Annotated in this window: 19 protein-coding genes and 1 riboswitch; of the genes, 7 read left to right on the forward strand and 12 right to left on the reverse strand. The window is 68.7% G+C overall.

Going from position 1 to position 21,012, the window contains the following annotated elements:
* Positions 1-12 precede the first annotated feature (12 nt).
* Positions 13-1,242, forward strand: coding sequence for an NAD(P)/FAD-dependent oxidoreductase (locus DMB80_RS13655; RefSeq protein ID WP_240431176.1), 1,230 nt, complete (start codon positions 13-15; stop codon positions 1,240-1,242).
* Complete coding sequence (locus DMB80_RS13660; RefSeq protein ID WP_111510335.1) at positions 1,239-1,586, forward strand: cupin domain-containing protein; 348 nt, start codon at positions 1,239-1,241, stop codon at positions 1,584-1,586. The genes DMB80_RS13655 and DMB80_RS13660 overlap by 4 nt, the downstream gene beginning before the upstream one ends.
* On the opposite strand, the gene DMB80_RS13665 is transcribed toward DMB80_RS13660, so the two are convergent.
* Both DMB80_RS13665 and DMB80_RS13670 read right to left on the reverse strand, forming a co-directional pair.
* The gene (locus DMB80_RS13665) at positions 1,571-3,568 is read right to left on the reverse strand and encodes an acetate--CoA ligase family protein (RefSeq protein ID WP_240431177.1); all 1,998 of its coding nucleotides are present in this window, start codon (positions 3,566-3,568) and stop codon (positions 1,571-1,573) included. The two genes, DMB80_RS13660 and DMB80_RS13665, sit on opposite strands and share 16 nt — an antisense overlap.
* Positions 3,565-5,190, reverse strand: coding sequence for a phytoene desaturase family protein (locus DMB80_RS13670; RefSeq protein ID WP_111510337.1), 1,626 nt, complete (start codon positions 5,188-5,190; stop codon positions 3,565-3,567). The genes DMB80_RS13665 and DMB80_RS13670 overlap by 4 nt, the downstream gene beginning before the upstream one ends.
* Before the next feature lie 102 nt (positions 5,191-5,292).
* Here DMB80_RS13670 and DMB80_RS13675 point away from each other — a divergent pair, with 102 nt between their 5' ends.
* Positions 5,293-5,919, forward strand: a complete 627-nt coding sequence (locus DMB80_RS13675; RefSeq protein ID WP_111510338.1) for a TetR/AcrR family transcriptional regulator — start codon at positions 5,293-5,295, stop codon at positions 5,917-5,919.
* Here DMB80_RS13675 and DMB80_RS13680 read toward each other — a convergent pair.
* A complete protein-coding gene (locus tag DMB80_RS13680; RefSeq protein WP_111510402.1) occupies positions 5,906-7,042 on the reverse strand; it encodes an ABC transporter ATP-binding protein in 1,137 nt (378 codons plus the stop codon). The genes DMB80_RS13675 and DMB80_RS13680 overlap by 14 nt on opposite strands.
* Positions 7,043-7,055: 13 nt before the next feature.
* Positions 7,056-8,429 carry an aspartate aminotransferase family protein gene (locus tag DMB80_RS13685; protein WP_240431178.1) on the reverse strand — a complete coding sequence of 458 codons (1,374 nt, stop codon included), beginning with the start codon at positions 8,427-8,429 and terminating at the stop codon, positions 7,056-7,058.
* 101 nt (positions 8,430-8,530) lie between these two features.
* On the opposite strand from DMB80_RS13685, the gene DMB80_RS13690 reads away from it, so the two are divergent.
* Genes DMB80_RS13690 through DMB80_RS13705 form a run of 4 tightly spaced genes read left to right on the forward strand, consistent with a single transcriptional unit; the run spans position 8,531 to position 12,791 of the window.
* Positions 8,531-9,760 carry a polyamine ABC transporter substrate-binding protein gene (locus DMB80_RS13690; protein WP_111510340.1) on the forward strand — a complete coding sequence of 410 codons (1,230 nt, stop codon included), beginning with the start codon at positions 8,531-8,533 and terminating at the stop codon, positions 9,758-9,760.
* A 10-nt stretch (positions 9,761-9,770) separates the two neighbouring features.
* Entirely contained in the window at positions 9,771-10,676 is a 906-nt protein-coding gene (locus tag DMB80_RS13695; protein ID WP_111510341.1) for an ABC transporter permease, read from the forward strand.
* On the forward strand, positions 10,673-11,566 hold the full coding sequence (locus DMB80_RS13700) for an ABC transporter permease (protein ID WP_111510342.1): 894 nt from the start codon (positions 10,673-10,675) through the stop codon (positions 11,564-11,566). Before DMB80_RS13695 ends, DMB80_RS13700 begins: the two co-directional genes overlap by 4 nt.
* A 40-nt stretch (positions 11,567-11,606) precedes the next feature.
* Positions 11,607-12,791, forward strand: a complete 1,185-nt coding sequence (locus DMB80_RS13705) for an aromatic ring-hydroxylating oxygenase subunit alpha (RefSeq protein ID WP_111510343.1) — start codon at positions 11,607-11,609, stop codon at positions 12,789-12,791.
* Here DMB80_RS13705 and DMB80_RS13710 read toward each other — a convergent pair.
* The 8 genes from DMB80_RS13710 to thiO form a co-directional block, all read right to left on the reverse strand.
* The gene (locus DMB80_RS13710; RefSeq protein WP_111510344.1) at positions 12,745-14,217 is read right to left on the reverse strand and encodes a M28 family peptidase; all 1,473 of its coding nucleotides are present in this window, start codon (positions 14,215-14,217) and stop codon (positions 12,745-12,747) included. The genes DMB80_RS13705 and DMB80_RS13710 overlap by 47 nt on opposite strands.
* Positions 14,214-15,737 (reverse strand): M28 family metallopeptidase, encoded by a 1,524-nt coding sequence (locus tag DMB80_RS13715; protein WP_420812180.1) that lies wholly within the window; start codon positions 15,735-15,737, stop codon positions 14,214-14,216. Before DMB80_RS13715 ends, DMB80_RS13710 begins: the two co-directional genes overlap by 4 nt.
* Positions 15,738-15,747: 10 nt before the next feature.
* Positions 15,748-16,647: an alpha/beta fold hydrolase gene (locus DMB80_RS13720; RefSeq protein WP_111510345.1), complete on the reverse strand. Its 900-nt coding sequence runs from the start codon at positions 16,645-16,647 to the stop codon at positions 15,748-15,750.
* A 10-nt stretch (positions 16,648-16,657) separates the two neighbouring features.
* A complete protein-coding gene (locus DMB80_RS13725; protein WP_111510346.1) occupies positions 16,658-18,127 on the reverse strand; it encodes a flavin-containing monooxygenase in 1,470 nt (489 codons plus the stop codon).
* Positions 18,128-18,159: 32 nt separating this feature from the next.
* A complete protein-coding gene (locus tag DMB80_RS13730) occupies positions 18,160-18,939 on the reverse strand; it encodes an SGNH/GDSL hydrolase family protein (RefSeq protein ID WP_111510347.1) in 780 nt (259 codons plus the stop codon).
* The gene (gene thiG / locus DMB80_RS13735; RefSeq protein ID WP_111510348.1) at positions 18,936-19,697 is read right to left on the reverse strand and encodes a thiazole synthase; all 762 of its coding nucleotides are present in this window, start codon (positions 19,695-19,697) and stop codon (positions 18,936-18,938) included. Before thiG ends, DMB80_RS13730 begins: the two co-directional genes overlap by 4 nt.
* Positions 19,690-19,887, reverse strand: a complete 198-nt coding sequence (gene thiS / locus DMB80_RS13740) for a sulfur carrier protein ThiS (RefSeq protein ID WP_111510349.1) — start codon at positions 19,885-19,887, stop codon at positions 19,690-19,692. Before thiS ends, thiG begins: the two co-directional genes overlap by 8 nt.
* Entirely contained in the window at positions 19,884-20,903 is a 1,020-nt protein-coding gene (gene thiO, locus DMB80_RS13745; RefSeq protein WP_240431179.1) for a glycine oxidase ThiO, read from the reverse strand. Before thiO ends, thiS begins: the two co-directional genes overlap by 4 nt.
* Positions 20,896-21,005, reverse strand: a riboswitch (TPP riboswitch). It overlaps the preceding gene by 8 nt.
* Positions 21,006-21,012: the final 7 nt, after the last annotated feature.

The following is a 21,012-nucleotide window of genomic DNA, read 5'->3' on the forward strand; positions in this document are numbered from 1 at the left end:
AGCGTTCAGTCTATGCCAGCGTTCCTGGGTATGACCAGCATCCGCAGCGCCGATGTCGTGGTAGTGGGCGGCGGTACCGTCGGGGCGTGGACGGCGGTGCTGCTTGCCGAGAATCGCAGCGCCGACGTGGTGTTGGTGGAGTCGCGGACACTGGGTGACGGCGCGAGCAGTCGCGCGGCCGGAATGGTGCGCGCCCAAGGCGGCACCGAGACCGCCATCCGTCTGGGGCTGCACAGCCAGCAGTTCTACGCCGAGAGCGGGGACCGTTTCCCACTGGACTGCGGGTTCGTGCGGCAGGGCTACCTGATGCCGTGTTTCAGCGACGCCGACGTCGCGGCCGCGCACGACCGGATCGCGCTGCAACGCTCCCTCGGACTCGAGGTGGAGTGGCTCTCCAGCGACGACATCGACTCCCGCAGAACGGGACTCGCACCGGGAGTGACCAGGGGTGCGTCGTACGCTCCGGGGGACGGCTACATCGACGCGCCGCGCAACGTGCTCGCCTACACGGCCGCCCTGGCGACGGCCGGTGTCGACGTCCGAGAGCGCTGCGCGTTCACCGGCCTGCGAACCTCCGGCGGCCGGGTCGTCGGAGTGGACACCTCGGACGGTCCGATCGATGCCGAGCGGGTGGTGTTGACCGGTGGCCCCCAACTGGCCGAGGTCGGCGCCAGGGCCGGAGGCCGGATTCCTGCGGGCGGGACGCGACACCAGGTGGTGGTCACCGAGCCGCTGCGCGAACTCGACGTCACCGAGCTGCCGATGGTGTTCGATGTCACCTCCGGCATCTACTGGCGGCCCGGCGAGGCCGGCGGCCTGCTGTGGGGAATGAGCAATCCCGACGAAGCACCCGGTGAGGCAATCGATTTCGACAATGCCTACTACCACACCGCGCTCGCACGCATCGAGACGCTGCTGCCCGCGGTGGTCGGGCTCGGCCTGCGCCGCACCTGGGCCGCGACGATCGACTACACCCCCGATCACCTGCCGATCCTCGGGCCGCTGCTCACCGGCGACGGGCCGATCGAGGGAACGGTCGTCGCCAGTGCCGCAGGCCACGGCATGATGTGGGGCCCCGCAGTCGCCCAGGTCGCCGCCGACCTGGTCAGATCCGGGCGCTGCGACTGGCTGGACCTGACCGATCTCGGGCTCGATCGCTTCGACGCCGAGGGCCGCAGTCGCGTTGCACCCGAACCGATCTCGCTCCCCTTCCCGGAAACCACGGAGGCACTGACCCGATGACGAACGCCATTCTCACCGCACTACTGCCCGGAGCCGGTACAGCCGACCTCGAGGACTGGGGCCCGCTGGACGAGGCGACCGACCGCCCCATGGCGGTGCACGGCGTCGAAGTATGGGCCGACGGCGACCGGTCCGCAGGCATCTGGCAGTGCAGCCCGGGCCCATCGTTCTGGCGTCAGGACGAGAACGAGATGATCTACGTGCTGTCGGGCCGGATGACCGTGACGCCAGAGGGTGGCGAGCCCCTCGACCTCGGGGCCGGGGACATCGCCGTGTTCCCGGTCGGCTGGACCGGCACCTGGGTCATCCACGAGACCCTCCGCAAGGTCTACGTGCTGTTCTGAACGGTGAGTACGTCCACGGCCACCGCGCCGGCCGGCGAGACGATCACCGGGTTCGCCTCCACCGCGAGGTAGCGATCCGCGAGATCGACCGCCATCTGCCCGACGGCCACGATCACGTCGACCAGCGCGTCCTTATCCACTGCAGGCCCGCCACGCCACCCGTCGAGCAGCGGCCGAATGCGCAGTGTGGCCACCATGTCTCGGGCCCGGTCGCGGGTCAGCGGCGGGCACGCGATCGCCCTGTCCGCGAGCAGCTCGATCAGCGTCCCGCCCGCGGCGACCACGACCAGCGGACCGAAGGCCGCGTCGCACACGTATCCCACCGACACTTCGACGCCCGGTGATGCCATCGCCGAGACGGTCACCGCAGGCCCCAACGGCGCCAGGTCGCGGTAGGCCTCACGCAGCTCGTCCTCGTCGCCGATATCGAGCCGCACGCCGCCCACATCGCTCTTGTGTTCCACTGCAGTCGTTTTCAGCGCCACCGGGTAGCCGATCTGCGCGGCCGCGACGCACACCGAGTTCAGGTCCGCAGCGGAGCGGGTCGGCACCACCGGGATGCCGTAGTGGGCCAGGAGGTCGAATTCCGTCGCCGTCGTCGGACCCGTCCCGACGGTCGGGGCTGTCTCGACGGGCGCAGGCCAGGCCGCCAGGTGCCCCATCGCCGCCAGACCGCTGCGCACCCCCTCCAGTACCGCGACGCCGTGATCGCGCAACCGTTGCGCCGTCGGCCGGTCGATCGCCGAGGGCACCGAGGCGAGGACGGCCAGCGGCGCGTCGGTCTGCTTCGCCACGTCGACGACGGCGTCGGCGTAGGCGGTGTCTCCGTCGAACTCGGTGACCAGGTCCACCGCAAGAGCGGTCACCGCGACCCCGGGATCATCGGTCATCGCTCGCAAGCACGCGCTGAACAGATTGCGGGTGTCGGCACCGGTACCCCACACGTCGAGCGGGTTCGTCGGCTGCAGCCCGTCGTCGAGCACGTCGGCGATCGCGGCCACGGTGGCCGGCGTCAGCGCCGCGAAGTCCACTCCGAGATCGTGGGCGAGATCGACGGTGAGCGCACGCTCGGCGCCCGAATCGTGCACGGTCGCCACGGCACTGCCCCGCCCACGCCGCCCGGTCGCGAACAACTCGACGGTGTCGACGAATTCGGCCATGTCGGTGACGTGGACGGCGCCTGTCGCGGTGCAGAACGCACGCCAGGAATCGCTACCGCCGGCCAGCGCGCCGGAGTGGGCAGCGACCATCGCGCGGCCGCGCGGCGAGCCGCCGATCGCCAGCACGATCACGGGTATGCCGGCATCGGCCGCACGCACCAGCGCCGCGCGCAATCGCGGCACCGCGCGGGGCGTCTCCATCAGCAGCGCGATCACCCGGGTGCCGTCATCGGACAGCGCATAGTCGAGATAATCGGCGGTGTCGGTGACCAGTTCCTGCCCCGACGACACCGCGAGCCGAAACCCGAAGCCACGGTTGGCCCGCAGGAGCGTCGAGAACGCCGATCCCGAATGCGTGACGAGGCTGATGGGACCGGCCGGCAGCGGGTCGGGCTCCAGATAGCCCAGTGCCCGCACCCCCGAGGCGACGTTGACGAAGCCCATACATCCCGCACCGCACACTGCCATTCCTGCCGACGCGGCCACCGCCCGCACGTCGTCGCGGAGGCCGTGAGCGGCGCCGAACAGGACGGCCGACCGCGCGCCCGCGGCAGCGGCAGCGCGCAATTGATCCAGCAGCGCGGCGTCGGGCACCCCCAGCAGCACGAGGTCGACGGGCTCGTCGAGATCTGCCAGGGACGGGGCACAGATGCGATCACCGATCCGGTCGTAGCGCGGATTGACCAGATGCACCCGAGCGCTGCCCCGCGCCGCCTCGATCACCATCCGGGCGCCGAAGCTGTCGGGACGCGGGCTCGCCCCGACGACCGCGATCGACCGCGCCCCCAGCATCGTGGCGACGGCAGCAGCCCGCGCGCTCATCGCGTACGCCGGAAACGCTTCTTCTTCTGATCTGCCAGCGCCGCCCGCGCCGCCTGCCATCCGGGTATCCCGCAGACTCCGCCGCCGGCATGGGTTCCGGAGCTGCCGTTGTACAGCCCGGCGATCGGCGTTCGGTAGTCGGCGTATCCGGGTGCGGGACGCATGTGGAACAGCTGCTCGAGCGAGAGCTCGCCGTGGAAGATGTTCCCGCCGAGCAGACCGTACTCCTGCTCCATCTCGTGAGGTCCGACGATGTCGCGGTGCAGGATCGAGGCTTTGAAGCCGGGCGCGACCTGGTCGTACAGGTCGATCAACCGGTCGGCGTAGGCATCGAGTTCCTCGGTGTGCGGGGCATCCGCCCACGCCGCCGGGACCCACTGCGTGAACAGCGACATGATGTGTGTGCCATCGGGATTGAGGGTGGTGTCCAACGTCGTCGGGATCACCCCGTCACTGAACGGCATCAGCGCCGGCCGACCGGCGCGGGCATCCTGGAACGCCGCCTCGATGTACTCCATCGTCGGGGCCATCTCCACCGAACCGGTGTGATGCTCAGCGAGGCCACTGCTCGGGTCGGCCGTGAAGTTCGGCAACTCGCCGAGCGCGAGATTGATCTTCACCACGCCGCTGCGCGTCTTGAACCGCTCGATGTCGGTGACGAAGTCCTCCGGCAGCTCGGTGCGCGGAACATGCTCGAGGAAAGCCGTTTTCGGGTGCAGCGTGGTGACCACCAGCGGCGCGGTGATCTCCTCGCCGGTGTCGAGGACTGCACCGCGCACCTCGCCGCCGCGGACGAGTAGCCGAGCCACCCGGGCGTGGGTGCGGATCTCGGCGCCGAAGCTGCGCGCGGACTTCGCAATCGCCTCGGACACGCCGCCCATACCGCCCTCGGGGTATCCCCAGCTGCCGAGCTGGCCGTCGCCCACATCACCGATCGAATGGTGGGCCATCACGTAGGCGGTGCCGGGTTCGTAGGGTCCCGCCCACGTCCCGATCACGCCGTTGACGGCGAGAGCTCCCTTGATCTGCGGTGATTCGAACCAGTCGTCGAGCAGGTCGGCGATGCTCATGGTCAGCAGCCGGGTGACGTCAGCGGTGGTGCGTACCGAGATGCCGCGCTGACTCCACGCCAGCTTCGCGAGCTCCAGCAGGTCCGCGGGCCGGTGCGACCCGATGGTCGGTGGCACCTGCAAGAGCAGAGGCCCCATCACATCGGCGACACCCTCGAGCCAGGCATTCCATTTCGGCCAGGTCTGCGCGTCCTTCTTCGACCATTTCGCCAGCTGCTCGTAGGTGCGTGCCGGGTCGTCCTCGTAAATCGTCAGCGATCCGCCGTCGGGGAATGCCTGGTAGTAGGGGCCCATCGGGTGCACCTTGTAGCCGTGCCGCTCCAGTTCCAGCTCCCGCACGATCGTCGGGGGCATCAGGCTCACCACGTAGGACAGCCGGGTCACCCGCAGATGCGGGGCGTCCTCCCATGGCGCTTCCGTCGTGGCCGCACCGCCGAGTGATCCGCGCGATTCGAGAACCAGGGTGCGAGCGCCCGACCGCGCGAGATAGGCGGCCGACACCAGGCCGTTGTGACCGCCGCCGATCACCAGAGCGTCATAGTTGTTGGACATCGAAAGGCCTCTCCCAAAGGGTCCTGACTGACTGTTCAATCTAACGAAGTGTTAGGCTTCGGACAAGGGGCGACGCGGCCCCACGATGGGAGGAGCGCCACCATGGCAGAACCCGCCCCGGCGACCGAGCAGAACGAGGGCCGCCGGATCGAAATGCTGCGCGCCGCAGCGGAGCTCATCTGCGAGCGCGGTTTCGGCGACACCAGGATCGCCGACGTGGCCAAGCGTGCCGGGGTCAGCTCGGCTCTGGTGATCTACTACTTCGGCACTCGGGATCGATTGCTCGTCGATGCGCTGCGCTACTCCGAGGAGTCCTTCTACGAGGCGGCCGAGAAGATGCTCGCCGAGGTGCCGTCACTGCAGGAGCGGCTGTCTCTGCTGATTCGGTGGACTTGCATCCCCCGGGGTGACGACGAGATCCCCGGGGCGTGGGGGTTGTGGTTCGACCTGTGGGCGCAAGCGTTCCGACACAACGAGATCAAGGCGGGACGGGTCGAACTGGACGCCCGCTGGCGCGCGATGATCGTCGACGCCGTCCGTTCGGGAGCCGATCAGGCCAACGCCGATCCGCGGATGTTCGCCCTCGCGTTCGCGGCCCTCCTCGACGGGCTGTCCATTCAAGTGGCGCTGGAGGATCCGGAGGTCGACTCCGAGGTGGCCTACGACATCGCGATGCGCTTCGCCGAGCGCGAGCTCAACCTGCCCGCCTCGGCCGCTAAGCGGAACTGAGTGCGGTCACCGGATCGGTGACGAGCGCCGCGGTGCTGCGCTGGAGCACTCGAACCGCATCATGACTGCACAGGCACACGACCTGCGCGCCGGGGTGATGGGTCACCGAGGTCGGGCCAGATCTGTTGGGCACCTCGACGACGAGATCTCTCGGTGCACCGACGTCCACGTGGACGTGGGTACAGTTGCCCAGGTAGACAACGTGTGTGACAGTCCCGGGGATGCAGTTCATTCCGCTCTCGACTGCACTTCCACTGTCCTGCAGCGTGATTCGTTCCGGTCGGATCACAATCGCGGCCGCTCCCGGCTCGGCCGCGCCGGTCACCTCGGCCGTCATCTGCGTTCCGAGCGCGCGACACGTGACCGACGCACCCACCACGTCGACCACCTCCGCGTCGAAGATGTTCGCGGCGCCGAGGAAGCCCGCGACGAACGTCGTCGCCGGCGACGAGTAGATCTCTTGCGGCGCGCCGACCTGCTCGATCCTGCCTTCGGCCAGCACCGCGATCTGATCGCTCATGGTGAGCGCTTCCTCCTGATCGTGGGTGACGTAGACGAAGGTGATGCCGATCTCTCGCTGCAGAGCACGCAGCTCGAGCTGTAACTGCTTGCGCAGCTTGGCATCCAGCGCGCCGAGCGGCTCGTCCAGGAGAAGGACCCGCGGTCGCAGCACCAGGGCACGCGCCAGCGCGATCCGCTGCTGCTGCCCGCCCGAGAGTTGAGCGGGCTTGCGCCGGGCGTAGGAGGTCATCTGCACCAGCTCCAACGCGTCACCGACGCGTTGGCGCGTCTCCTCCCGGGAGACCTTCTGGTACTTCAATCCGAAGGCGACGTTGTCCCATACGGACATGAACGGGAACAACGCGTAGGTCTGGAACACGGTGTTGACCGGACGGCGGTGCGGTGGATCTGCCGCGACGTCGCGTCCGTCGAGTTCGATGCGACCCGAGTCCGGTCGCTCGAACCCTGCGATCATGCGCAGCGTCGTCGTCTTCCCACACCCCGACGGCCCCAGCAGCGAGAAGAACTGCCCGGCAGGGATATCGAGGTCGATGCCATTGACGGCCGGCATCCCCGCGAACGACTTGACCAGCGCCTCGAGCCGGATCGCGCCGCCGGCCATCAGACCCACACCGTCAGCGTGATCCCGCGACCGCGGTCGCGAAAGCCGAGAAGTTGCGAGCGAACCTGTCGACATCGTCTTCCGTGTGCTGAACCGACAACAGCCATTGCTCCACCTTCCCCCATGGTGGGAGGAACACGCCACCGTTGTGCTGCATGAGCCAGTGCAGGTGGCCCAGTCTGGCGTCGATCTCCAGGAAGTCGCGGAACTCCCGGACCGGCTCGCCGCGGAACGTCACGCACCCCTTGGCACCGACCGACACGACGTGCCAATCGAATCCGTGGTCGGCGATGACCTCCTCCAGCGCGGTGCGCAGTCGCGCCGACAGGCAGTCCAGGTGACGGTAACTGGCCGTGGTGAGCACGTCGGACAGCGTCGCCCGGGTGGCGGCCATCGCCAGCGGATTGCCGTTGAACGTCCCCACCTGCTCGTAGCGGCCATCCGCGATCGCCGACATCACCGCCTCGGTGCCGCCGATCGCGGCGACGGCGATGCCGCCACCGAGCGCCTTGGCCAGGCAGACGAGGTCCGGTGTGACACCGCTGCGCGCGGTGATCCCACCCGGTCCCGTGGTGAATCCGGTCTTCACCTCGTCGTAGATGAGCAGCGCGCCCTCGTCGTGTATCAGCTGCCGCACCGCGGCGAGGTAACCCTCGTCGGGCGGGATGATCCCGGCGTTCATCATCACCGGTTCGACGATCATCGCGGCGACCCGGCCGGGATGGGCGGTGAGCGCCCGCGAGACGGCCTCGACGTCGTTGAACGGCACGACGATGACGAGATCTCGGATGGCGCGGGGAATGCCGGTGTTACCGGGCACCGGGGTGGGTGTCTCCCGCGGTCCGATCTCGTCGGCCTCGGGCAGCACCGACACCTGTACCGAGTCGTGGTGGCCGTGATAGCAGCCCTCGACTTTGATGATCAGGTCGCGTCCGGTCACCGAGCGCGCGAGGTGCACCGCGTCCATCGTGGCCTCGGTGCCGGAGTTGGCGTAGCGCCACAGCGGCAACCCGAAGCGACGGGCCAGCTCGGCGGCGATCCAGATCGCGTCCTCGGTCGGCTGGGCGAAGTGGGTGCCACGGCGCACCCGATCGCCGACCGCGGCCACGATGGCCGGGTGCGCGTGCCCGGCGATGGCGGCGCCGTAACCACCATGCATGTCCACGTATTCGTTGCCGTCGACGTCGTAGACCTTGGACCCGAACCCATGGCTCATCCACACCGCCTGCGGCTCCGCGATCTGCCAGTTCGAGGTCGCACCACCGGCCAGGTGCGCTCCGGCGACGTCGATGAGTTCGGCGCTGCGCGGCTGCCGCCGCAAGAAGATCTGCTCCTGCTCGGCGATCAGGGAATCGAGAGCACCGACGGGATGGGGACGAGACGTCACCGTTGCAGCCACCGCGAACCTCCGGTCTATCGGTTGACTGAGCATTCAGTCTATGCGAGAGTCCTAGCAGCGACAAGACGCGGAATCAATCGGGAGGCGCGATGCCAGAGCCCACCACCCGGCGTCAATTCCTGACGCGCGCAGCGCTTCTCGCCGCAGGTGCCCCTGCACTCGGCGCATTCCTGGCCGCATGCGGCGGGGGGTCCGACAATCAGGGCGCCACCCCCACACTCAAACTCGCATCGCCCGCCAACCCGGTCACCTGGGACATCCCCGCCGACAACACCCCTGTCGCCGACGGCTTGGCTCCCGAGAAGGGCACGCTGAAGCTCTACACCTACGCCGATTACGTGAGCCCGGACGCGGTCAAGTCGTTCGAGCAGAAATACGGCGTGACAGTGGAGATCTCGACGTTCAACGACGGCGGCGAGGCGCTGACCAAGCTCCGCAGCGGCGTGGACTTCGACATCTACAACGCGAACTACACCGAGATCAGCAGGCTGGTCAACGGCGGCCTGCTCCGGCCGCTGAACCACTCCTACATACCGAACATCACCAATGTCTGGCCGAGCTTCACCAATCCCTGGTACGACCAGCAGTGGCGCTACAGCGTGCCCTACACGATCTACACCACCGGCATCGGCTGGCGTACCGATCAGGTGCCTGCGGACATCGGCGCGCTCGGCAACCCCTACGACGCCTTCTGGAACCCGACCTTCAAGGGCAAGACCGCCGTGCTGGACGACTGGCACACGACCATGGCAATGGTGCTGTTGCGCAACGGTATAACTGATGTCAACACGTCCTCGGAAAGTGACCTGAAGATGGTCGGCGATCAACTCGGGCAACTGGTGTCGGCCACCTCACCGAAGGTCACGATCACCGCGTACAACGATCTGCCCGCCGGCCAACTGGGTCTGGCCCAGATGTGGTCCGGTGACATCATCAACGCGCAGTCCTATCTGCCCGAGGGCACCGGACCCGACATATTGCGCTACTGGTTTCCCGCTGACGGCAAGGGCATGGTCGACAACGACATGCTCGTGACACTCAAAGGCGGCAAGAACCCGGTACTCGCACACCTGTTCCTCGACCACATGCTCGATCCGGCGGTGGCGATGCAGAACTTCCAGGCCATCGGCTATCAACCGCCGCAGAACTCGATCAAACCCGATGCGCTGGTCGCGGACGGTTTCATCCCGCCGAACCTCTCGACGGCGATCGTCAAGCCGGAGTGGTTCGACGCCGGCTACCGCATCCTCGAGCTCGATCCGGCCAACGACGCCGCCTGGCAGAACATCTGGCGCACCTTCAAAGCCGGCGGGTCGTAGGCTCATCCGCATGTCGAGCAGGCCGAAGGGGGCCCGCGGGATCTGGCCCGCACTGGCCGCTCCCGGAGTGATCTGGCTGCTGCTGTTCTTCGTCGCGCCGATGTACGTGGTGCTGTGCATCGTCTTCGGTCGGCTCGATCCCATCTTCCGGACAGCAGTGCCCATCTGGAACCCGGTGCAGTGGGATCCGACGCAGTTCACCTACGTGTTGTCCCACATCGTCGGCGCCGACGGGGTTTTCGGACCGGCCCTGCTGCGGACCGCACTGTACGTGCTCACCGCCAGTGCGTTGTGTCTGCTCATCGCGTTTCCGGTGGCCTACTATGTCGCGCGACTGTCCGGCCGGCGCAAAGGACTGCTGCTCACCCTCTTGATCGCACCGTTCTGGATCAGCTACATGATGCGAATGTTCGCCTGGGTGAACCTGTTACAGGACGACGGACTGGTGAACCGGATCCTCGGACTCGGCGGCGTGTTCCACCCCGGCATCGACTGGCTCACCGGCCAGCCCGCAGTCGTGGTCCTCGGCCTGGTGTACGGCTATGTGCCGTACATGATCCTGCCCCTCTACGCGGGGTTGGACCGGCTACCCCAACCCGTGCTCGAGGCCTCACGCGATCTCGGCGCCGATCGGGCGTCGTCGTTCTGGCGGGTGACGCTGCCGCTGAGCCGGCCGACCATCGTGGCCGCGATCCTCCTGACATGCCTGCCGATGCTGGGCGACTACTTCACCAGCGACATGCTCTCGGCCTCTCCGAAAACGGCGATGGTCGGCAACCTGATCAACGACAGCGTGCTGACTCCGGGCCAGACCGGGCAGGCCGGCGCGTTCGTGCTGTTGGTGTTCCTCGTCGCGCTGATCCCGATGTTGTACTACATCCGCGTCACCGGCCGGCGCGACGAGGTGGCGTCGTGAGCATCCCGCGCAGATCTCCGGTCGCCTGGTGGCACGATCCGTGGCGGCCGCCTCGGGTCCTGATCGCGGTCACGATCGGATACCTGCTGTGGTCGCTGCTCCCGGTTCTCGTCGCGGTGCTGTTCTCGTTCAACGCCGGGCGATCCCGCACGGTGTGGCAAGGCTTTTCGTTCCGCTGGTACTGGGGCGATCAGACGCTCTCGGTCTGGCACGACGCGACGTTGCACAACGCGCTGTTGCAGACGCTGAAGCTCGGTCTGCTCACCACGCTGATCACGGTGCCGCTCGGGGTGCTGTTCGCCCTGGGGATCGACCGGTGGCGGGGCCGTCTCCCTGCGGGCGCGAACTTCCTGATGCTGCTGGCCTTCGTGCTGCCCGAGGTCCTGCTGGCGGTGTCGCTGCTCTTCGTCATCACCACCGTCGCCCTACCGATCGGACTCGGCACGACGGCCCAGGTGATCGGTCTGGTGACGTTCCAGATCTCCTATCCCGCAGTCCTGGTGCGGGCCCGCCTGGCGACGATCGGACCGCAGTACGAAGAGGCTGCCATGGATCTGGGCGCCTCACCTCTGGGCGCGCTGCGGCGCGTGGTCATGCCGATGCTGATGCCGGCGATCTTCGCCAGCACCGTACTCGTGTTCGCCGACGTCATCGATGATTTCGTGATGGTCCGCTACCTGTCGGGGGGCGCCTCCTCCGAACCGGTGTCGGTGAAGATCTACAACACCGCCCGCGGGGCGCCCACACCGGCTCTGAACGCTCTGGCGACGCTGCTGCTGTTCACCGCGCTCGCGGCGGTCACCATCGGCTATCTGGTGTTCCGCCGGATGACGCGCAACGACGGCACGACCGCCGATCGAGGTATCGGCGCCTTCGCCGGCGAGCTCTGACGGTCTGGACCTGCCCGGCAAGCCGCACTAGACTGACTGTATGTTCAAACAGCCTGACCCGGCACCCGTTCCCGCCGACGGAGTGGCCGCCGCACTCGCGCCCTTCGGTCAGTCCCGGATGCTGCCGCGCGAGGCCTACGTCGATCCCGCAGTGTTCGATTGGGAGCAGCGCCAGGTCTTCTCGGGCTGGACGTGTGTCGGGCGCTCCGACGACCTCGCGACCGTCGGAGCGCAGAAGGCACTCGGCAGCGGCGCCGCCGGGATGTTGCTCGTGCGCGGGGAGGATGGCACACTCCGCGCATTCGCCAACACGTGTCGGCACCGCGGCCACGAACTGCTGCCCTGCGGCGCACCCGAGTCGACGGCCAGGAAGGCGCGCAGCATCGTCTGCCCGTACCACGCCTGGTCCTATCGATTGGACGGAAGTCTGCGCAACGCACCGGGTTTCGCTGACGCCGACGGGTTCGACGCGAGCGATTTCGGGCTGATCGAGCTGCGCCTGGTGGACTGGCACGGGTGGCTGTTCGTCGACCGCAGCGGAACCGACGGCGACTTCGCCGAGCATGTCGCCGGATGGGAGGAGGTCATCGCCCCTTACCGTCCCGAAGACCTCACCGTCGTGGCGCGACACTCCTACGAGCTGGCGACCAACTGGAAGGTCATCGCGGAGAACTACCAGGAGTGCTACCACTGCCAGAGCATTCACCCCGAGTTGTCCCGGATCAGCCCGCCCACCAGTGGCGAGAATCTGGACCACGACGGCGCATGGATGGGTGGCTGGATGTCGATCGTCGACGGGGCAGAGACGATGTCGCTCGACGGCAAAAGCGGCGGGGTGCGCATCGCGGGACTTTCGGAGCACGAGCAGCGCACCGTCATGTACGTGGTCGCCTACCCCAACCTCCTGATCAGCCTGCATCCCGACTACGTGATGACCCACCTGATGACTCCGCTGGCCGCCGATCGGACCCACGTGGAGTGCACCTGGGCATTCCCGAAAGAGGTTGCCGCTGAGCCCGGATTCGACCCGTCGTATGCGGTCGACTTCTGGGACCTGACGAATCGGCAGGATTGGGCGGCTTGCGAATCGGTGCAGCGCGGACTGAGTTCACCGCACGCGCGGCCCGGTCCGCTCGCCCCCGACGAGGACGGGGTGTATCAGTTCGTCACGCGGGTGGCTAGGGCGTACGCCGATTCCGCTGATCCCGCGCCGGGACCCCGTTAGCGCCTCCGTCGCTGTCGATCGACTGGGCGTAGCTGCCCACGGCATCCGCGGCCGTGGACGCCATGATCCCCAGCGCTTTTCGGTCCACGTTGTCGATGCTGTCGCCGCGCCGGTGGTAGTTGGCATCGAACGCGACACCCGCACGGCCACCCCAGATACGCGCCTGCACATCCGATTTGAGCTGCGAGGTCCCGGTGGTCAGCCCGCCGACCGGCACCCCGGCGGCGACGAAGGAGGCGTAATCGGTACCGCGGGTGAGCGGCATGTCGGCCGGCCGCACGCCGTGTTCGTACAGTCGCGCGGCCAGCGTCCGCTCGATACCTGCCGACCCCTCCGGTAGTGGACGGACGTTCGCCGAGGTCTGCGCGGACTGGTCACCGTCGAGGGTGAAGTAACCCGCGTTCGGCGACCCGATCACGTCGAGATCCAGGTAGAGCGCGATGTCGTTGAGCTCATCGGGTTTCAGCGCGCGCAGATAGGCCGCCGAGCCGTCGGCAGACGTCTCGCCGCCACCCCAGAACGCGAACCGAACGACGTTGTGGGCATCGGGCTTCGGCCCGAGTTGCAGCGCGGTCTCCAGGACCGCCGCGACGCCGGAACCGTTGTCGTCGATCCCGGGCCCGTCCCCCGTGCTGTCGAGGTGCGCACCCACGACCACGACGTTGTGCGAGTTGCCGGAGGAGGTCTGGGCGATCACACTGCGTGACGTCGTCATCACGGGTTTGTTGTCGAGCACCAGCGTGACGGGGTCGTCGGTGCGCCGCAGCGCCGCATCCGTGGCCGGATCGATGATGCCGACGGGAATCGTCATGGCTTGGTAGTAGCCGGGGGTGAACAGGCCGGCGGGCGCCGCGACCGGCCGGGTCGGCGTGGATTGGCTGACGACGAGGACGCCGACCGCACCGGCCGCCTTGGCCGCGTCGTGTTTCGCCACGACCGAGCATCCGCTGTCGTCGACCACTGCGATGGCGCCCTTGATGCGCACCCCGGTGTAGTCGGCGGCAGCACACCCGGCGGCAGCGCGGGGCCGCAGCGTGAGCGCTTTCACCCCGCCCGGCGCGGTGGTGAGCAGTAGCGACGCCTGGTCGACACGGAAGACACGCCGACCGACCGTCAGCGCCGGCTTGCCTCCGCCGGAGCCCGAGAGCCGCTGGAACTCCGGAGTATGGACGTCGAAGCCCTTGTCGCGCAGCGCCTTCGCGACATAGTCCACACTCGCCTGATAGCCCGGTGTGCCGTCAGCACGCGTGCCGTCATGCGTGTCGGCGATCTTCTGCAGCTCGACGAGGTGGTTGTACACCCCGTCGACGGTCACCCGGTCGGCCAGATCGCCGCCCAGATCTGCCCGCGGCGCGGCGGTCTGCGACGAGCACGCCGTCAGAATCAGGGCGAACACCAGCACGGCCGCCCGGGGCCAGCCCCTCATGACTCGCGCAGGACGTGGCGGGTCCGGTCATCGCGCACCGGAATCCCGTTGCGGCCGCGCTGATCCTGCGCGTAGAGACCGACGGCGTAGCCGACGCCGCTACCGTTGATACCCATCGCGGTGCGGTCGACGCGGTCGAGGGTGTCGGTCGCCTTGTGGTAGTTCGGGTCGAACGGTTGATCGGCCTGGCCACCCCAGAGCTTGGCCTGCTCGGCGGTCATCTTCTCCTCCGCGCCGGAGAACAATCCGCCCGATGGCACTCCGGCGCGGGTGAACGCGTCGTAATCGGAGCGGCCGTCGAAACCCGTGTCCTCTGCCTGCTTTCCGGCGCTGTCCAGGTAGCCGACGAGCGCGCGCTCGATCCCGGCCGACCCCTCGGGCACCCGCGGGACGGCCCGATTGCCGACGCCGGTGGACTGGTCTCCGTCGTAGGTGAAGTAGCCCGGGTTGGGCGAGCCGAGCATGTCGAAGTTGAGGTAGAGCGCGATGTCGGTGAGTTGGTCCACATTCAACGAGTCGACGTAGTTGAAGGACCCGAGCAGCCCGAGTTCCTCACCACCCCAGAACGCGAACCGCACCGCGTTGGCGACCTGGGGTGAACTGCCCAGTTGCAGAGCCGTTTCCAGGACAGCCGCGGTGCCCGAACCGTTGTCGTTGATCCCCGGCCCGTCCGGGACGCTGTCCAGGTGCGCCCCGACCATGACCACGTCCTTGGTGGAGCCCGTCTTGGTCTGTGCGATCACGTTGCGGGTCTTCTCGGTCCGCACCCCTGCGTTCATCCTGATGGTGGCCGGATCACCGGCTGCCTCGCGCAGGCGGGGACCCTCGGCCTTGGCGACGCTGATGACCGGGATCTTGACGTCGGTGCTCTCACCGAGGGTTCCGCCGGTGACCTCGCCGTCGTCGTTGTTGACCACGATCAGCGCGACCGCGCCACGGGTTGCTGCGGCGGTCTGCTTCTCCCCGAACGGGCACGAACCCCGATCGACCACCACGACGGCACCCTGCGTCGGCAATCCGTCGTAATCCTGTGCGGTGCAGCCCGGACTGTCCTCGACGCGGGCCGCGACGATCGGACCGGACACTCCCGCGCCGGGCGCGCCTGCGGTGTACTCGAGGGGCCGCGCGGTGATGTCACCGCCGGCGACCGTGAGCTTCGGCGCATCGGCGAACGGCAGCCGGACCTCGAACTCCGGGGTCTCGACGTCGAACCCCTTGTCGCGCAGCGCCCTTGCCACGTAGTCCACGCTGGCGGCGTAACCTGCGGTGCCCAGCGCGCGATTCCCGCCGTTGGCGTTGGCGATGTCCTGCAGCGCCTGCATGTGCGCCATCGTCGCGTCGACGGTGACCTTTCGGGCCAGCGAGTCGGCGAACTGCCCGGCCGCCCCGGCGTCGGCCGAGGGCGAGGCGGACTCAGACGAGGACTCAGCGGGATCAGGTCGGCTGTCGCGGCTGCATCCGCCGCCGACCAGCAGTGCGACGGCGAGCAGGATCGCGAGCCGCAGTCGGGTGTGGGTCACCCGCACCACGTTAGCGCGCGCTCAGATGCTCCAGTACCGCGTCGGCGGCCAGCTGCGGCTCCTCGATCTGGAGGAAGTGGCCCGCCGACGGCAGCGTGACGACGGTGCTCCCGGTGGGCAGCACGTCGCGGATGGCTTCGGCATAGTCGACCAGCATCGCGCCGTCCTGCACGCCCTGCAGGTGCAGGATCGGCACGCGTGGCAGATCGAAGCGGTACCGGTGCAGATCGGCGTAGCGCGCCGGTGGTGTGCCCGGCCGGACCAGTGCGCGGTAGTACCCCAGCGCCGCGCGACGGTGTACCGCGCTGGGGAGCGCGGCCAGCGCGGCGTCGAGCTCGGCGTCGGTGTCGAAACCGGCGGGCCCCCAGTCGCGCCAGAGCCGGCGGATCACGCGCGGCAGAAGGCGTTCAGGCATGCCGGGCAGCTGGAAGAACAGGATGTACCAGCTGTTGCGCAGCTGGCGGGGCAGTTGCCGCAGCTGCCGTGCGGCATCACCGCGGGCCCGGTTGACCGCGCCGATCGGCGCGACCGCCATCGTGATGTGCGCGGCGAACGGCGACGCGGGGTGCGCGGCGAACGCGGCCGCGGTGAACGCTCCCCAGTCGTGACCGATGACCACGGCGTCGGCGGGCGCCCCCAGCGCGCCGTGCACCTCCAGTGCGTCGGCCATCAGCGCCCCGATGCGGTAATCCCCGTCGGGGGCCGGCCCCGTCGGCGCGTAGCCGCGCGAGAACGGCGCGACCACCCGCATGCCGCGCTCGGCGAGCAGGCGCGCGAACTTCTGCCAGCCCCAGGCACTGTCAGGGAAACCGTGCAGACACAGCACCAGCCGGCCGTCGGGGGGACCCCACGCCAGCGCGCTGACCTTCAGGTGGTCGAGCTCGAAGGTCAGGCGCTGCGCGTCGGTCACGCCCAGGAATCTACGCGGACGCCAGGGCCCGCTGCTTGCTGAACTCCAGCGTGCCGTCGTCGATCTTGCCGTTGCGGATGACGCGCAGATCCACGAGGTAGTTCTGCTTGAGCCGCCACGGCGCCTTCGATCCCGACTTCGGCAGCCGGTCCAGCGCACGCTTGATGTAGCCCGAGGACAGGTCCACGAACGGCAGCTCCTCGACATCGGGGGCCGGATCGCGCGGCACCACGGTGTCGTAGCCGTTGCTGTTCATGTGCTGCAACAGCCGGCTGACGTACTCCGAGGTCAGATCTGCTTTGAGCGTCCATGACGCGTTGGTGTAGCCGAAGGTGAACGCCACGTTCGGCAGACCCGAGAGCATCAGCCCCTTGTAGGCCACCGACTTCGACAGGTCCTGCGGCTCTCCGTTGCGCAGCACCTCCGCACCGCCGAAGAACTGCACGTTCAATCCCGTTGCGGTGACGATGATGTCGGCCTTGACTTCCTGGCCGGACTTCAGCGCGATGCCGTCGGCGGTGAAGTGGTCGATCACGTCGGTGACGACGTCGGCCTTGCCCTTGCGGATCGTCTTGAACAGATCGCCGTTGGGGGCCAGGCACACGCGCTGGTCCCACGGCTTGTAGTCGGGTGCGAAGTGCCGGTCGTAGTCGAAGCCCTCGGGCAGCCGGCGTTCGGCCATGGTGCGCAACGCTTTCCGGAACACGTTGGGCAGGGTGCGGGCGAGCTGGTACTGCGCGGTGGCCTGCAGGATCGCCTTCCAGCGCACCGCGGTGTAGGCCGCCTTCTCCGGCAGCATCTTGTAGGCACGGGCCGCGAACGGGTCTTTGTCGGGCAGCGAGCCGATGTAGGTGGGAGTGCGTTGCAGCATCGTCACGTGGCCTGCGCCGCTGTCGACGAGAGCGGGGATCAGCGTGATCGCGGTGGCCCCGCTGCCGATCACGACGACGTTCTTGCCCTGGTAGTCCAGGTCCTCCGGCCAGTGCTGGGGGTGCACGATCGTGCCGGTGAAGTCCTCGGCGCCGGGGAACTCGGGCGAGAAGCCCTTGTCGTAGTTGTAATAGCCGCTGCACGCCCACAGGAAGCCGGTGTGCAGTTCGACCGTCTCGCCGTCTCGCTCGATGGTCAACTCCCACCGGCTGTGCTCGTCGGACCAGTTGGCCGCGGTGACGCGCTGGCCGTAGCGGATGTGCTCGGCGATGCCGTTCTCGGTGGCAGCCTCGTTGAGGTAATTCCAGATCGACGGGCCGTCAGCGATCATCTGGTCGGTGGCCCACGGCTTGAAGTGGAAGCCCAGGGTGTACATGTCGGAGTCCGACCGGATTCCCGGGTACTTGAACAGGTCCCAGGTACCGCCGAGCTGCTCACGCCGCTCGAGGATCACGTAGCTCTTACCGGGGCAATTCTGCTGGAGGTGCCAGGCGGCGCTGATGCCGGAGATCCCGGCTCCGACGATGACGACGTCGACAAATTCGGTCATGGTGTAAAGCTATCAACATCGTGTCGACGTGGTCAACAGTGTGTTGAGAAATTCGACAACCCGTCGAGCACCAGGTCGGCCACCGCACGCATCCCCGCTGCGTTCGGGTGTAGCGGCGCCGGCCGTCGCGGCACCGGCCAGCCGAACCGGGTGGTCCACGGGTCGGACGACCACGCATGGTGCTCGCGGCTGGCGGCCCCCGCCCGAACCACTCCGCAGCCGGTCGTCGCGGCCGCCTCGGCGGTCAACCGCTCCAACTCACCGGCGACGTGGCGGCCCAGCGCCACGTCCCGATCGCTCAGCGGCGGGGCGGCGCCGCCGGCGGGCGGCAACAACGTCAGGTAGTCGACGAACAGCACGGTCGCCCGCGGTGAACGCTGTCGGACCGTCCGGCCCACCTCGACCAGCGCGGCGCCGACCGCGTCGAGCGCGAGGTACCGCTCGGCCGGGTTCAGCAGCCCACGCAGTCGACCGCCCAGCAGCGGGATCGCACGGGCCGCCCGCGGCAGCCCCGCGGCGAACAGCAGCGGCACGTATCCCACGTCGTTGCCGCCGATGGTGATCGTGACCAATGCTTCCGATCCGTCGAGCGCGTCGATCTGTGGCGGCGCACCCCGCTGCGAGTCGGTCAGGATGTGCGCGGTCGTGGCCCCCGAATAGGTGACGTCGACGAGGTCGTACCCCCGCGCGGTGGCGACCAGGTGCGCGTAGTTGCGCGCGGAGCGGCCGGCTGCGCGGGGCGACTCCGACACCCGCGGCGCGATGCCGGGTCCGGCCGCCATCGACGAGCCGAGCGCCACATACCGGGTCACAGCGAGGGGCTCGAGGCCTGCGCCCAGAACCGCTTCGGGATGCGGCCCGCGCGCCGCGCCGAGTAGCCGGCCTGCACCGCCGCCGACATCGCCCAGGCCATCATGGCCGGATCCGCGGCTCGGGTGACCGCCGTCGCCAACAGCACGGCGTCGCAACCCAATTCCATGGCCAGCGTCGCGTCGCTGGCAGTCCCGATGCCCGCATCGAGGATCACAGGCACCGACGCGCGATCGACGATCATCTCGATGTGGTGCGGGTTGGCGATCCCCAACCCGGTGCCGATCGGCGACCCCAGCGGCATCACCGCGGCGCAGCCGGTGTCCTCCAGCCGGCGCGCCAGCACCGGATCGTCGTTGGTGTACGGCAGCACCACGAAGCCGTCGTCGACCAATTGCTCTGCGGCCCTCACCAATTCGATCGCGTCGGGCAGCAGGGTCCGCTCGTCGGCGATCACCTCGAGCTTGACCCAGTTGGTCTGCAGCGCCTCCCTGGCCAGCTGCGCGGTCATCACCGCCTCGGCGGCTCCGCGGCAGCCCGCCGTGTTCGGCAGCGGCGTGATGCCCAGCCGGGTCAGCAGGTCGAGCACCCCGGTGCCGCCGTCGGCGTCCACCCGGCGCATCGCCACGGTGGTCAGCTCGGTGCCCGAGGCCACCAGCGCCTCCTCGAGCACCGCGAGATTGGCCGCCCCGCCGGTGCCGAGGATCAGCCGCGAGCCGAACTCGCGGCCCGCAATGCTCAGTTTTCCGGTGTCAACCACCCTGCACCGCCGTCACCACGTCGATCTTCGCTCCTTCGGTCAATTCGATGTCCCACTGCGACCGGGGGACCACGGCCCAGTCCACGGCCACCGCAATGCCCTTCTCCGGGTAGCCCAACCGGTCGAGCAGCGCCGCGACGGTGACCTGACCGTCGACCTCCACGGCTTTGTCGTTGACCGTTAGCTTCACGTCGTGACTCCTTCCCGCACCCGCAGTTCGGCGGCGATCGTGTCGGCGGTCCACGGCGCGAGCAGGAATCCCGACCGACCGTGGCCCGCGGCCACCAGGGTCCGGTCGTCGAGCCTGCCGACGATCGGCACGTTGTCCTCGGTCATCGGGCGCAGGCCCGCCGCGCACTCGGCCAGCTCGTACTCGCCGAGCGCCGGCATCACCTCACACGCGTCGTCGAGCAGTTCCCGCACGCCGGCCACCGAGGGTGCGGTGTCACGTCCGTGCTCGTACTGGGTCGCGCCGACCACGACGCCGTCGGCGCGCGGCACCAGGTACACCTGCCGGCCGTGCACGCGGGCCCGCACCACCCGCTTCGGGATCGGCAGGCAGCCGCGCCGCCAGCGCAGCCGCAGCACCTCGCCCTTCACCGGCCGGATCGGCAGGCCCGGCCACAGCGTGGGCGCGTCGATGCCGTTGGCGATCACGACGGCATCCGCGTCGCTCACCTCGTCCAGCGCGGTGACGGGCCCGGCCCACTCGACACCCAGCCGTTCGCAGTGGGCAGCCAGCCCGTCGACCACGGCCCTGTTGTCGACGGCGAGCTCGGTCTCGGCCACGAATCCGTGCCGAATCGTCTGCGCCAGAAGGGGTTCGATGTCGCGGGCCGCGGTGGTCGCGGTGACGGGGTGGCCCTGGGCGGACAACCAGTCCCCGACCGTCCTCAGATCGGCGGCGTCACCGCGGTCCACCGCGACGACGAGGGACTCCCGGGAGGTGACGACCTCGGGCGGCAGACCATCGAGGAAGCCGTCGTGCCAGAGCGCGAGCGAGGCCAGGCCGATCTGCAGCAGTCGTTCCTCGCCGGGCCACCCCTCGCTGTGCGGGGCGAGCATGCCGCCGGCCACCCAGGAGGCGCCGGGGGTGCCGGTCCGATGCACCCGCACGCGCCAGCCGTCCTGGGCGGCGCGACGGGCGACGGCGAGGCCGATGACGCCGCCGCCGATGACGGCCAGCCGGTTCGGGTGCGGGTTCACAGCTGCTACTCCCTTCGCCGGCATGACCCGGATCAGGTGCGACGGTCAGAGCCGGCGGGCTCACTCTCAGTCCCCGTACCCGGGACTCCCGTGTGGACGGTCTTGTCGC

The sequence above is a fragment of the Mycobacterium kyogaense genome, from assembly GCF_003254575.1.
Taxonomy (GTDB): Bacteria; Actinomycetota; Actinomycetes; order Mycobacteriales; family Mycobacteriaceae; genus Mycobacterium; species Mycobacterium kyogaense.